Genomic DNA, 13,803 nt, shown 5'->3' on the forward strand with positions numbered 1-13,803 from the left:
CTATTGTTATATGTTGACGTACACAAAAGACCAAGACAGATAAAAATATCTTTCAATCAATTGCTAATATTTTTATTTTTTATCCTAGCGCTTAAATAATAGTGCCTTTAAATAACTCAACTTAAGATCAGTTTAGGTTTAATTTTAATTAATTGAAAATAAAAATACGCTTATACGGTCTTACTTGCCAATTAGTTTATTTATATCTTTTTTAAGGAAATTTTATGACAGATTCAATCAATACAGATTTACAAACTCGTTTGCAATGGTCACTTTTATCGCTGCGCTTAGGGGTTTTCATAGTTATGGTAATGTGGACACTGGATAAATTTGTAAATCCGGGGCATAGCGCCCGTATCTTTGAACATTTTTATGGGATCAGTGGCTCTACCGATACTATTGCTTATATTTTAGGTGCACTGCAATTATTGCTAGTAATAGCATTTTTAGTCGGTTTTAAAAAACGTATTACTTACGGTGTTATTTTTATAATGCATGGACTATCAACGCTGTCTTCTTACAACCAGTACATAGATGGCTTTAATAATTTACTGTTTTTTGCAGCATGGCCTATTTGGGCTGCGTGTTTTGCGCTTTATTTATTACGCGATCAAGACGTAAAATTTACCGTTAAATAATAAGCAAAAAAAATGGTTATAAGCGTTAGCCTATAACCAATAAAGTACACAGGGAGTGTAGGAAGTTCTGTTGTGCACAGTAAGCGCTTAGCAAGCCATTTACTGTGTGTAATTAAAAGCACTTTTTGGTGCTTTAAGTTGCTTTAATAAATACGTACAATAATAAAAGCAAAGCTAATGCCAATTTTTAACAGTATGAATTTTATAGGTTTTTATATTGTTTGGATTGTGGCTTTGCATAATGCAGGTAAATTTTTCTATATTGCAACGGTAAAAGTTACCTACTTTGCAATATGAAAAAATGGCACTGTTTTGGAATCCGATTCGACTAAAAGCAGCGCTGATTTAAAAATCAGCGGCTACTTCAAATTCTAATCGTTCATGACTAATAGGATGGGTAAAAGCTAAATACTCGGCATGCAAATGTAATCGGTCTGATTTTTCACCGTAGTGGGTGTCGCCTACAATAGGTGTATTTAACCCTAAGTGGTGGGCACAGTGAACACGCAATTGATGAGTACGTCCTGTTTTTGGATAGAGTTGTAAGCGGGTGGTATTATTTTTACGTTCCAGTACCTGCCATGTTGTTAATGACGGCTTCCCCGTTTTGTAACACACCATTTGCCGTGGCTTATCATCAAAATCAAGCACTAAAGGTAACTCTATGCTACCACTATCAGCAGCAATGTTACCTGCCACTAAAGCAACATATCGTTTTTCTACACTACGCTCTATAAATTGCTTTTGCAGTGCTTTATGTACCCGTTTATTTAGCGCAATCATTAACAGCCCTGAAGTCGACATGTCTAATCGGTGCACAATAAGTGGCCCCGAAGCGTGTGGGAACTGAGTTTTGATTCGCATATATACCGAATCGTCAATATTAATGCCTGGCACAGATAAAAATTCAGCTGGTTTATTTACCACTAACAAATCATCGTCTTGATAAACAATCGTTAGGTCTTTACCCTGTGCAGGGTTGACCAAGAGCGGGTTGTCTTCAACATTTAACCCCTCTAGCATATGCCCTAAAATAGGCTGGCATTTGCTATAGCACGATGGGTAATAATGTAAATGATGTCTTATTGCCGACTTAGGCGGTGCGCCCCACCAAAATTCGGCCATAGCCAGGGGCTTTAAATTATGCTTATAAGCATATTGTAATAATTTTGGCGCGGCACAATCTCCCGCGCCCGAAGGCGGTGTGTGCTCGGGCAGTTTGGCAAAAATAGCATTCAAATCGGTCACTTCGCCGTTTGCATTTAAAAACTGGTATTGAGCGAATAGCTTTTTTTGTAAATTTTTAGAGAGTACTTTACGGCGTTTTTTTAATCCGTTAATTTCATCATCTATTGTTAGTTGTGTCTGTTCAAGCGCTGCAATGCGTGTTTGCCACTGTTGCTTTAATGCTTGTAGTTGTTTTTTCTCAACAATGCTCTGCCCAGCTAATTGGTTCTTCAGTTTTTCAAACTCATCATTATTGAGTTGTTCGCCGGCGGCTTGCCGTTGCTGTTTTCGCTGTTTTCGAGTTACTTGCATCGCTTGCTGCTTGGCGATAAGTTGTTGCTCATAGTGTTGGCGAGCAGTCGTTAATTGTTGCTCAATTTGCTGATAATTATCACTGTTTTGCAAGGCTGTAATTTGCGCATTAATATCGTTAATCACTTGGCTTTGCTGACTAAATTCTGCATCGTCTATATGTTTAAGTGCCACATTTGGCGCAAAATGCAGTTGCTCATCTATCCCCGCTATTTGCCCCGAATAGGCGCTAATAAAGCCTAGCTGTTGCGACTTATCTTGAACAACCAATACGCCAAACATTTTACCGGCATCAATATCATCTGTATCTAAAATAGCCTTATCTAGCTTTTTTAATTGTTGTTGTAATTGTTTTGCAGCGGCAACGGCCAGCGGATGAGGCTTATAATAAAAGGGAAACGTAAACTGCTCAGGCAGTGCAAGGTTATCTATATTTTCATTAAAAGTGGTAAAGCAGCTAGCAGGGTTTGACATGGCAATAGTGTGATTAGCAGTTAACAGAATAATTAGTCAGAGTGTAACATAAGCAGCGCTTTGCCACTAAGCATGCCTGGCATTACAAACAAAAAGGCCAACATATTTATGTTGGCCTTTGGTATTAAGCTAATACTTATTTATTGGCGTCTTTCACTGCTTTTAATTTAGCTGCATGGTCAATTTCAAATGCAGGCATGTCTTTTTTGCCTTCCATTAAGTAGTTGTCCATCCAACGCATTAAACGCAAGCTGTAATCGTACTGTGCCGCTACTTTACGGTTACCATGGCCTTCTCCTGGGTAGTAAACAAGGCGAACATCTTTACCTTGCACTTTCATGTAACGGTAAAGTTCCATAGATTGTGCAGGGTGAACGCGAGGATCGTCTTTACCATGCATAATAAGCAGTGGCGTTTCAGATTGACCCGCCCAGTAAATTGGGCTGCGCTCTAGGTACCATTGCCATTTATCCCATGGGTATGAACGCGCATGAACTAGGTTCATTTCGTTTGAAATATCAGTAGTACCAAATTTAGATAGCTGATTAGTGACACCCACAAACATAACGCTGGCAGCAAAGTGCTCGGTTAGCTTTGTAGCGCCCCAGGCTGATGCATAACCGCCGTAAGAACCACCGGTAATACCCACGCGTTTAGTATCAACTAATCCTAAATCAACAAGGTGATTTTTAAAGTCAACTAAGTCGTCAAACTCTTTACCTGCGTAATCGTTTTGACCCAGTTTAGAGTAATCTACGCCTTTACCTGTTGAACCTCGGTAGTTAGGGTAAAATACCGCATAACCACGTGCAGCACCCATTTGACCAGGGCGCGAGTAGTTAGTTCCCCAGCCGTTTTTATCATGACTTTCTGGGCCACCGTGTACCGACATAATTAGTGGGTAGCGTGTGCCTTTTTCATAATCGAGTGGGTAAACTAGAACACCATCAAGTTCTACACCGTCACGCGCTTTAAGGGTAATTGTTTCTTGTTTAGCAAAGCGTTTGTCGTTTAACCAGCTGTTTGAATCAGTTAAACGTTTTGCCTTGTTACTGCGCACAATAAAGACTTCGTTAGGGTGTTTTGCCGTGTTACCACGAAGTGCTAGGGTTTTATCTGAATCAGAAACACTTAGCTGTGAGGCAATAAATTTGCCTTCTTTTACTAGCTTCTTGTATTTGTTAGAGCCGGTTTTAATGCTCGCAACAAAACTTTCTGTGCCAATATTGGCAATAAAGTTAAGCGTGTTACGTTTATGCGACCATTCAAAGTCAACAACGTGGCCCATAAAGTTAGGTAACCATTCAGTGATTTCGGCGGTTTTAGTATCGGCAATAAATAAGCGGCCAGTTGCAGGGTCGTGCTTATCTTCAGCACCTAAAATAGCAATGTATTTACCGTCATGCGAAAGCTCGGCATCGCCTAGCTTACCTTCAGTTTTAAACGATAAGGTGACCTTGTTGCTTGCAATATCAAACAAGTGCCACATCGATTTTGTGTATTTATCATCAATTAGTGCAGTAGGTTGAGTTTTAACCAGAAGCTTTTCACCATTCGCAGCCCAATTAACGTCACTCACGTAGTTATCAACATTGAGTGCGGTAGGGGTAAGTGGCTTGTCGGCTTTAGCTAAATCTACAATAAAAAGCTGCTTGTTCTTAAGGCCTTGCTCGTACACTTCTGCTTTAAAGCCAAGTTTTTTAAGTTCTTTTTCTGACTTATCAGCAGCTGGCATTGCTAAAATAGCGACTTGCTTGTTATCAGGACTTAACTGATAGCTTGAAATAGATGTGTCTTTTAATGACATAACCGCTTGTGCTTGGCCGCCATCAACAGGTATTTGGTAAAGCGAAGTATATTTGTCGTCTTTTAATTTCGCTAAAAAGTAAATTGTTTTGCTGTCGTTTGACCATTGTAGGCTTTTAATATTAACTGAACCGGTAATAAAAGGGCGTTCAACACCTTTACCGTCAACAACGTAAAGCTCACTGTAATTACTACCATTTTCATCAACGTAAAGCGTGCGAGGTAACGAACGGGTAAATGCAACACTGTCGCCATCGGGGCTAACGGTTGTTTGTATTACCGATTTTACTTTTGGAATGTCTTCAACAGTAATTGCTGATTGCGCAAATGCAAGTGAGCTTGAAAGCCCAATTGCTATCGCTAAGCTAGTTTTTAGCATTGTTATTTCCTTTGCTTTATTAGATTTCAGCCATTATAGCAAGGTGTTCTCAATATACTAAAAAATGCGATGATCTAACAAAAAACGCAGAGATATGAACTGTATAGGCTCAGTGTTTGCCAGTTACTCAGTGTTTTTACCTTTGGACTGTAACTGATATATTGACATGGTAGAATGAACGCTCTACTATCTGTGTAGAGTGTTCATTCTACATTGGTATAAAAATATGCTTAAACAAGAAATAGCTGCAGCGTTAGAGGTTGCCTTTAGCCAGCATGGTTTTGCCGAACCAAGCGTAGCAAAGCTGCAAAAGCTCAGTGGTGTCAGCTTACGTACCCTTTATAAATATTATCCTTCAAAGCAAGCAATGATTATTGCTGCACTTGAGTATCGCCATACTCGGTATCTACATTTTTTACTAAAGGACTCACCCGGTGAAGGTGTAAATGCGGTTTTACATATGTTTGATCAGCTTAAATTATGGATGCAGCAGTATGCACCTAATGGCTGTTTATCAATTAATGCATTGTCGGCATTTCCTGAAGACGAAGTAATTAGCAGCGCAGTGCAAAATCATAAAAATGAGGTTAAGCAATTGTTAGGTGAGCAAAGCTTAAATGCATCAATAGCGAGTAGCTTATTCTTATTGCATGAAGGGGTTTCGAGCGCATGGCCAGTAATAGGTGATGAGGCAGTACTAGCCGCAAAACAAAGTATCTTAAAGTTAATTTAAAGGAGCAAATAATGGCAAACCTACCCACTACAATGCATGGCGTGCAGCTCACAGCCCATGGCGATTTTGATACGCTAAAATATGCAACCGATATAGCTGTACCTAGTCTTGCAAGTACCGACGTATTAATAAAAGTCATGGCGGCGGGAGTAAATAACACTGACTTAAACACACGTTTAGCTTGGTATTCAAAAAAAGGTGATGAAAGCGATGATGCTAGCTGGTCTGGTAATGCATTAGTATTTCCCCGCATTCAAGGTGCTGATGTATGTGGTGTGATTATAGCCGTTGGTGAAAGTGTTGATAAAAATCGAATTGGCGAGCGTATTTTAGTTGAACCATGTTTGCTAAAAGCTAACGGTGAATCATTGAAAACACCGTGGTATTTTGGTTCAGAGTGCGACGGTGGTTTTGCACAATATACTGTAGTTGATTCTTTGCATGCATATAAAATTAATAGCAGCTATAGCGATGTAGAGCTTGCGTCGTTTCCGTGCTCATACTCAACTGCTGAAAATATGTTGTACCGCTCTAACCCGCAACAAGGGCAAACTGTATTAATTACTGGAGCTTCCGGTGGTGTTGGCTCTGCTGCTGTGCAGTTAGCAAAAGCGCGCGGTGCTAATGTTATTGCAATCACTAGTGAAAGTAAGGCGCAGCAGTTAAAAGATTTAGGTGCTGATAAAGTTTTATCTCGTGAAGACGATTTAATTAAAACCTTGGGTAAAAGCAGTGTTGATGTAGTTATCGATTTAGTAGCAGGGGAGCAATGGCCAAAGTTATTAGAGGTTTTAAAGCCAAAAGGGCGTTACGCGGTGTCGGGGGCAATTGGAGGAGCGTTAGTTGAGCTTGATATTCGTACATTGTATCTAAAAGATTTAACATTCTTTGGCTGCACAGTTATAGAACCAGGTGTATTTAAAAGCTTGGTAAACTTTATTGAGCAGGAAAAAATTAAGCCGATAGTGGCGCAAACATTGCCATTAAGTGAAATAGTAACAGCGCAACAAGTGTTTTCGCAAAAGCTGCACGTGGGAAAAATTGTTTTAACAATACCGCACAGCGAATAGCACACTAAAGCCCGCTATTTTAAAGTTAACGAGCTTTAAGCTTACAAACTCTTTTTAGGAGGAAGTGCCACGTTTGCAAAAATAAGTCCGGCCACGAGCGACATGAAAATTAAAAACGTTTGCTGACCAATATGATCTGCATAAACAAAGTCTTGGCCTTCAATTAGTGAGTTTAAACCAATATATGTTTTGCTCCCAGGCACTAATACAATTAATCCCTGCATAGCTACAATAGAGGCCGGAGCATTGGCAACACGGTTAAATAAGTTGCTAAATACACCGACTGAAAATGCACCAATAAAGGTGCCTAACGTGTAATTTAAATCTAAATATATAGCAGGCCCAATACTGGTGCCATAAGCTATAAAGCCTGAGGCAATAGACCAGATTGCATGTTTAAGCTTAGTTCTAAAAATAACGATTAAGCTACTACATAAAAGTAAAATAGCGAGCCATGCAGTCCACTTTGGTAACGGCTCTGGTTGTACGAAATCGGCTTGCCCAAAGACCGCAAAGCCAATAGCAAGACCAATAAAAGCCCCAAAATAAAGCTTAAACAGCAACATAAATGAGTCCATAACGCGAGCTGTGCCCGATACTAAATGTCTGGCTGCGAGTTCAGCAAGGCCAAGTGCAAGGGCTAAACCGGGTATAAACACAATAATGGCAGAAAGCACAATTAATCGAATGTTGATGTGTGCATCCAAATGAACGCTAATAGCACAAGCAAGAATAGCCGACACTATTGCCACTAATGGCTCAAGCATGTGAGCCACACGTTTCGAACGGGCCGACCACAATACAAATAAGTATACAATAAAGGTTAATAACCCAGACCACAGAACATCATTCCAACTGGTGCCCATAAGCATTGCAAATGCGCCGCCAGAGGTGGCAAAGGCAACGCCTGTCAGCACTCTGTTATAAGGATTTGGGGCATCAAAAATAATATCAAGTTGCTGATCAACCTCTTGCAACGTGAGCTCACCATTAAGCATTTTATTAACTAGGTCATCGGTATCGGCAAGTGAACCTAAATCGTGATCGCCTGGGTCAACACGGGCAACATGGGTATATTCATCTTCATGGCCATCGGTCCAAATAACAAAGGTAACCGACGTGGGCGACATAACAAACGATGATTTAAGATCTAAATAAGTCGCCACTTCCATTAAGTGGGCTTCTAAGCGATAGGCAGGTGTACCGTATTTATGGAGCATTTTGCCCAATTTAACGATAAATTTGCGTTTTTCAGTAAACGTTGCGGTTTTCAAATTTGTTTTGAACCAACTATTAAATAACTAAGCTAAAAATATAGGCAATAATGCTAAAATTGCCCAAGTTTATTTGCGGCGATTTTAAACACAAATCGCCGCCTGTCTAGTGATTTTTAATGTTATTTTTTATTTTTTTCTGCTATCCACTGCGACATATATTGTGTGCTGCGCATGGTATGGTGTTTGAGCATTTGACCCGTGAAATTTTTCATCCGGTGAGCATCTAAATTACTGCTTATTGAGTCGATTTTTTCAATTAATTGAGCACTTAACTGTACTTTGTCATACAGAGTATTAAGCAGAAGGCCGCCAGCGGCTTGTGCTTCGCTAAATTTAGCCTCGTTGTTGTATAAAGAAACTGCGGCATCTGCAAAAGCTTGCACATCTGCTGTTACCACACCTGGCCACGGCAACGTGCTGTGCATACCTTCGCTACCAATAGGCGTGGTGATGCTTGGGGTTTGCATGATCATGGCTTCTAAAAGTTTACCTTTAATACCTGCCCCAAAACGCAAAGGAGCTAAGCAAATACGCGCACTTTGCATTACCTCATACGCATCATCGGCCCAACCTTTAATTAAAAAGCCGGTTTTAGGATTATTAAGCGCGGTGGCTTTTGGCGGTGGGTAAGACCCATAAATATGCAATTCTGCCTGCGGTAGTTGTTTGCGGATAAGCGGCCAAATTTTTTGTAAATAGAGTACCGCATCCCAGTTTGGGGCATGTCTAAAATTACCAATGGTCATAAAGTGTTGGCGTTGTTGATACGATTTAGTTTGCTCAGGTAAGGCACTTAAATCAACCATAAAAGGTAAGTGATGCAACACGCTAGGCTCAACTTTAAACACTTCATTGAGTAGTTCCATCTCATAGCTTGAGATAATTAAGCTGAGATCACAGCGTAAAATAGCGGCTATTTCACGTTTAGCTATGTCTGATAGTAAATCGCTGTGGTTGAATTCGCGCTCACCTTTATGCGCCTCATGGCGTGCATTACGCAGGCATTGTAAATCTTCGGTGTCTAAAATTTTAAGCGCATTAGGACAATGCTTATCTACGCGCCAGCCAAACTGCTCTTCCATCATAAAACGATCGAACATCACTAAATCGGGGTTGTAAGCTTTAACATAGTCATCAAAACTATCGCAGTTAAGAGCGATGCTTTGGCTGGTTATACCAAAGTCGGCAAGGTCAACCATGTGTTCGGTAGGCAGTGCGGGCGTGGCGAACTCAACATCCCAATTTTGCGCCCTAAACGCATTTAGTAACGACATCATGTGCGTACCTGCAGCAGATGAATTGGGCTCTGGCCATACATAGCCAATTACCAGCACTTTTTTCATTGGCTAGATTCTCTAATTATTTGATGGAAAAACAGACTCAAACACAGTGGTATATTTTTAAAAGCTGTAACGGTATTTAAAAAGCAGAGTTTTTTTTTCGAAAAACTAAAATGCTGCAAATTAATAGACATAAACAACCAATTTTAGCGTTGAGTAAATAGGCGTGTATTTTAGCGTATTCAGGCTACTTAAGTCATTACTTAGCTTAACACTTTATGAATGGTGCAAAACGTGTTTATATATCCGGTAATATTTAACAATAAAAAGGATGAAAACATGAATGCTTTTAGGCTGTTAATTGCCTTGGTAGGCTGCATTGTTTTATTGCCTGCAAGTTATGCAGAGCAAGGATATCAAACCCCTTCACCAGCGCTTGCTACACTTGTAGATGCTAAGTTAGCACCAACTAGTTCTTTATCAAGTGATGGACAGTGGCTGGCTTTGTTTGAACGCAAGCGTGTTGTGTCGCTTGATGAGCTGGCAAAAGAAGAATTTAAGCTTGCGGGGATCAAGCTCAACCCAGCTAACTTTTCACGCTCACGGGTAAGTGCCAAATACAGTGCTTTAGAACTTAAGCATGTAGAAAGTGGTACTGTGGTTAACGTAAATAATTTGCCGCAGGGGATCATTCGCTCTCCTCGCTGGTCAGCAAATAGCGAGTATTTAGCGTTTATTGTTGAACAACCGGATAACGCACGACTTTGGGTTTATAGCGTTAAAACCAAGCAAGCAAAGCAGTTAAATGAGTTTGCACTAAATTCAGTATTAACCGCTACACCTTATCAGTGGTTACCCGATAGCACAGCGATTGTGGCGAATTTAGCGGTTAACTTAGACAAACCCAGATTAACCAATGATACCCAAAGCACAGTACCAGTTATTCAACAAAGTAGCGGTGAAAAAGCCCCGGCGCGTACTTATCAAAACTTATTAACCAGCCCATTTGATGAAGCACAATTTAAATTTTATGGTCAAGGTCAATTAGCGTATATCACGCTTGATGGTAAAGCACAGCCAATTGGCCGTGCTGGCTTATTTAAATCGTTTTCAATTTCGCCTGATTCAACCAATATTTTAGTCGCGACCATCGACGAGCCATTTTCGTATCAAGTCCCTTACAGCCGTTTTGCAACTACATGGCAAATATGGGGAATGCGTGGATATGCATTAGTCGAGTTGGCAAAGCAACCCCTTGCCGACAACATTCCACAAGGGTATGACAGTGTTCGCACTGGTCGTCGTGATTTTGAGTGGCGAGCCGATCAGGGTGCGGAGGTTATTTGGGCCGAAGCGCAAGATGGCGGCGATATGAAAACTGAGGTTGAGCATCATGATTACCTTTATAGTTTACGAGCACCATTTAAACGCGACCCTAAATTATTTGCCAAAGTAGAGCGTCGTTTTGCAGGCATACAATGGGGTAATGACAACATTGCCATGCTAAGTGATTGGCGCTTTAGTGACCGACAAGTGCGCACTTATGTAATTCAACCACGTAATGCTGATAGTAACCGCGTGTTATTTTCAGAGCGAAGCTACAATGATGCCTATAAAGATCCTGGTAGTGCCATATATGAACGAAACGACTTAGGCACGCGTGTTATAAAAGTCGTAGGCGGACGTTACATTTACCTTCGTGGAAACGGTGCATCTGAGCAAGGAAATATTCCATTTTTAGATCAATATGATGTAAAAACAAATAGTACTAAGCGAGTATGGCAATCGGCTGCACCTTACTACGAGCGAGTGCGAGCTTTATTAGACGATGAAGGTAAGCGTATTATCACTATTCGTGAATCTAAAACGCAGCAGCCTAACTTTTTTATTCGTGATTTAGATAAAGATAGCTTAACGCAACTGACCCAATTTGAGCATCCGTATCCAGCATTTAAAGGGGTGACTAAAGAGCAATTACGTTATACCCGCGATGACGGTGTTGAGCTTTCAGGTACGCTTTATTTACCGCCAGGGTATGACAAAACACAAGGGCCTTTACCTGTTCTGATGTGGGCATATCCACTTGAATATAAAGATAAAGCGGTTGCTTCACAAGTACGCGAATCAGAATACGAATTTACCTACATAGGTTACTGGGGCCCAATGCCTTATTTAGCTAAAGGAATTGCGGTATTTGACGATCCTAAAATGCCGATTGTAGGTGTTGATGGCAGTGAGCCAAATGATCACTTTAGAAAACAGCTGGTTTCTAGCGCCAAAGCAGCGGTAGATGTACTGGTTGAAAAGGGTATTGCTGATAAAGATAATATCGCCATTGCAGGGCACTCTTACGGTGCATTCATGGTGGCTAACTTATTAGCGCATAGCGACTTATTTAAGGCTGGTATTGCCCGAAGTGGTGCGTATAACCGCACATTAACGCCGTTTGGTTTTCAAGGTGAAGAACGTGATTTTTGGCAAGCACAAAGTGTGTACGCAAACATGTCGCCGTTTTTCCATGCTGAGAAGATTAACGAACCTATGTTAATGATCCACGGTCAAGAAGATCCGAATTCGGGAACTTTCCCAATGCAAAGTGAACGTATGTATGCTGCACTTAAAGGCTTGGGTAAAGAAGCGCGTTTAGTGATGCTTCCTTACGAAGCCCACGGCTACCGTGCCCGTAAAAGCTTATTACATGTACTGTGGGAGCAAGAGCAGTGGCTTGATAAGTACTTGCTAAGTGATAACGTTGAACCAGTTGATATGGAAGAACAACCGATTCAATAGTGTATTATGCCGTGAGATCAAGAAGATCCACTCTTAATCTCACGGCACTTAAAAAATAAGGCTTTCGAGCTACGGGTCTCGGGCTAAGCTCGTTACCCTTAGCCCGAGTCTCGACGCTGTTACTTCTAATTTATCGGAAGCTATTTCACCTTTGGCTTTTTTCCTTTACCCTTTCATTCATAATTAACACCATTTTATTAACCTATTGCGAGCTTTAAATGATTGATGTAGCTGCACTTGCGGTATTTGTTCCTACGTTCTTTTTTGTGTCTATTACTCCGGGTATGTGCATGACACTGGCCATGACTTTAGGCATGAGTATAGGCGTGCGCCGAACTTTATGGATGATGATTGGTGAGCTATTAGGTGTCGCCAGTGTTGCGGTAGCCGCGGTGCTAGGTGTAGCCAGTGTTATGCTTAATTACCCTAGTGCATTTGATATTTTAAAATGGCTAGGTGGCGCTTATTTAATCTACATCGGCATTAATATGTGGCGTGCGAAAGGAAAAATGTCGGTTGATACACATAACGCAACAGCGGTGAGCCGATATTCATTATTTTCACAGGGGTTTGTAACCGCCATTGCCAATCCAAAGGGATGGGCGTTTATGATTTCCTTATTACCTCCTTTTATTAACGTACAATACAGTGTTGCGCCCCAGTTAGCGGTGCTGGTGGCCATTATTTTGCTCTCAGAGTTTATCTGTATGATGATTTATGCAACAGGTGGTAAAAGCCTGCGGTTATTTTTAACCAAAGGCAATAACATTAAGTGGATGAATCGTATTGCGGGGAGTTTAATGGTGCTAGTAGGAGTTTGGCTTGCAATTAGTTAACTATAAACAAGCCTTAACCTGAACTTAGCTTATTTAAATAGCTGAAAATGATGCGTTAAGTGCTTTAATTGCAGCTTTTGTTTTTGCTGCTAACGTGTCGCGTGCAAGCGTTAGAGCAAATACATCGTAATGGGGAAGCTGCCAATCAGTGCATATTTCTAAAAGTTCTCCTGTAGCTAAGAAATGGCGTACTTCAGGCTCTGGCAAAATAGCATAGCCTAACTCATCGAGAACAAATTGAATCACAGTTTGCATATTATTAATGGCAATACGTGCTTTTGGTAGTGTTGTGCTTTCACCGCGGGTAAGGTGCGTAAGCGCCGGATCAACAGCTATATGTGCAATGCGGTTATGCGCTTTTAGGTCATCCAGTGTGATTTTTGGTTGCTGTGCTAGTGCATGATTTTTATGAACACACAGTATTAATGGCCAACTAGCGAGTTGGCGTGCAATTAAGTTTGAGTCTTCGAGAGGACCAATCGCCAACACCAAATCAATACCTGTTCTGATCATATCAATCGGCTCGTCAGAAAGCGTTAAGTGCACATCTATATCACTAAATTGGCTAATTAAATGCTTTACAGGCTCGCTTAATAACCCACCACCAAAACCAACAGGGGCGGCTAGTTTTAATTGCCCACTCGGACAATTTTGTAAATGCTGTAATTGTTCTGAAGTAGCTGTTGCAACGGCAAGCATTTGTAAACAACTTTGATAATACAGTTCACCCGCCTCGGTAAGCGTTAATTCTCGAGGGCTGCGATTAAATAAACTCAAACCTACATCTAGCTCTATTTGTTTTATTTGCTGGCTAATTGCAGAGGTTGTCATTAAAAGGTCTGCGGCAGCTTTACTCATACTTCCCGTTTGTACTGTGCGAACAAATATATTCAGGGTTTTAGTTAACTTATCACTCATACCGTTAAGCCTTACTTAAATTAGCTTTAATAAAAATAACGTTGTGAGAAAGGGAACTTCTCA

General features: G+C 40.8%; 10 protein-coding genes. 5 read left to right on the forward strand and 5 right to left on the reverse strand.

All coding sequences use genetic code 11. The features are described from left to right. The first annotated feature begins 224 nt into the window (after positions 1 to 224). A complete protein-coding gene (locus PUND_RS16525) occupies positions 225 to 638 on the forward strand; it encodes a hypothetical protein (protein WP_010389263.1) in 414 nt (137 codons plus the stop codon). A 345-nt stretch (positions 639 to 983) separates the two neighbouring features. Here the strand turns inward: PUND_RS16525 and PUND_RS16530 are convergent, their stop codons facing one another. Continuing rightward, entirely contained in the window at positions 984 to 2,651 is a 1,668-nt protein-coding gene (locus PUND_RS16530; RefSeq protein ID WP_010389262.1) for an RluA family pseudouridine synthase, read from the reverse strand. A gap of 136 nt (positions 2,652 to 2,787) precedes the next feature. Then, the gene (locus tag PUND_RS16535; protein WP_021033124.1) at positions 2,788 to 4,836 is read right to left on the reverse strand and encodes a S9 family peptidase; all 2,049 of its coding nucleotides are present in this window, start codon (positions 4,834 to 4,836) and stop codon (positions 2,788 to 2,790) included. Between the two features lie 226 nt (positions 4,837 to 5,062). On the opposite strand from PUND_RS16535, the gene PUND_RS16540 reads away from it, so the two are divergent. Together PUND_RS16540 and PUND_RS16545 are read left to right on the forward strand one after the other, a co-directional pair. Continuing rightward, a complete protein-coding gene (locus PUND_RS16540; RefSeq protein ID WP_010389260.1) occupies positions 5,063 to 5,569 on the forward strand; it encodes a TetR/AcrR family transcriptional regulator in 507 nt (168 codons plus the stop codon). 11 nt (positions 5,570 to 5,580) lie between these two features. Beyond that, positions 5,581 to 6,639, forward strand: a complete 1,059-nt coding sequence (locus tag PUND_RS16545) for an alcohol dehydrogenase family protein (protein ID WP_010389258.1) — start codon at positions 5,581 to 5,583, stop codon at positions 6,637 to 6,639. A gap of 41 nt (positions 6,640 to 6,680) precedes the next feature. Here PUND_RS16545 and PUND_RS16550 read toward each other — a convergent pair whose 3' ends face one another. Both PUND_RS16550 and PUND_RS16555 read right to left on the reverse strand, forming a co-directional pair. Continuing rightward, entirely contained in the window at positions 6,681 to 7,913 is a 1,233-nt protein-coding gene (locus PUND_RS16550) for a threonine/serine exporter family protein (protein ID WP_075169987.1), read from the reverse strand. Positions 7,914 to 8,035: 122 nt separating this feature from the next. Then, positions 8,036 to 9,259, reverse strand: a complete 1,224-nt coding sequence (locus tag PUND_RS16555) for a glycosyltransferase (RefSeq protein WP_010389254.1) — start codon at positions 9,257 to 9,259, stop codon at positions 8,036 to 8,038. Positions 9,260 to 9,535: 276 nt separating this feature from the next. Here PUND_RS16555 and PUND_RS16560 point away from each other — a divergent pair, with 276 nt between their 5' ends. Together PUND_RS16560 and PUND_RS16565 are read left to right on the forward strand one after the other, a co-directional pair. After that, a complete protein-coding gene (locus PUND_RS16560) occupies positions 9,536 to 11,986 on the forward strand; it encodes a S9 family peptidase (protein WP_010389253.1) in 2,451 nt (816 codons plus the stop codon). A 218-nt stretch (positions 11,987 to 12,204) separates the two neighbouring features. Next, positions 12,205 to 12,822 (forward strand): LysE family translocator, encoded by a 618-nt coding sequence (locus tag PUND_RS16565; protein ID WP_010389252.1) that lies wholly within the window; start codon positions 12,205 to 12,207, stop codon positions 12,820 to 12,822. A gap of 33 nt (positions 12,823 to 12,855) precedes the next feature. Here PUND_RS16565 and PUND_RS16570 read toward each other — a convergent pair whose 3' ends face one another. Then, positions 12,856 to 13,740 carry a LysR family transcriptional regulator gene (locus tag PUND_RS16570; protein WP_010389251.1) on the reverse strand — a complete coding sequence of 295 codons (885 nt, stop codon included), beginning with the start codon at positions 13,738 to 13,740 and terminating at the stop codon, positions 12,856 to 12,858. Between the last annotated feature and the right edge of the window lie 63 nt (positions 13,741 to 13,803).

This window comes from Pseudoalteromonas undina (genome assembly GCF_000238275.3).
Taxonomy (GTDB): Bacteria; Pseudomonadota; Gammaproteobacteria; order Enterobacterales; family Alteromonadaceae; genus Pseudoalteromonas; species Pseudoalteromonas undina.

Coding starts and splice junctions, on each gene's coding strand:
- PUND_RS16540 (WP_010389260.1), top strand. CDS start 5,063: ATGCTTAAACAAGAAATAGCTGCAGCGTTAGAGGTTGCCTTTAGCCAG.
- PUND_RS16555 (WP_010389254.1), bottom strand. CDS start 9,259: ATGAAAAAAGTGCTGGTAATTGGCTATGTATGGCCAGAGCCCAATTCA.
- PUND_RS16570 (WP_010389251.1), bottom strand. CDS start 13,740: ATGAGTGATAAGTTAACTAAAACCCTGAATATATTTGTTCGCACAGTA.
- PUND_RS16525 (WP_010389263.1), top strand. CDS start 225: ATGACAGATTCAATCAATACAGATTTACAAACTCGTTTGCAATGGTCA.
- PUND_RS16535 (WP_021033124.1), bottom strand. CDS start 4,836: ATGCTAAAAACTAGCTTAGCGATAGCAATTGGGCTTTCAAGCTCACTT.
- PUND_RS16565 (WP_010389252.1), top strand. CDS start 12,205: ATGATTGATGTAGCTGCACTTGCGGTATTTGTTCCTACGTTCTTTTTT.
- PUND_RS16545 (WP_010389258.1), top strand. CDS start 5,581: ATGGCAAACCTACCCACTACAATGCATGGCGTGCAGCTCACAGCCCAT.
- PUND_RS16560 (WP_010389253.1), top strand. CDS start 9,536: ATGAATGCTTTTAGGCTGTTAATTGCCTTGGTAGGCTGCATTGTTTTA.
- PUND_RS16530 (WP_010389262.1), bottom strand. CDS start 2,651: ATGTCAAACCCTGCTAGCTGCTTTACCACTTTTAATGAAAATATAGAT.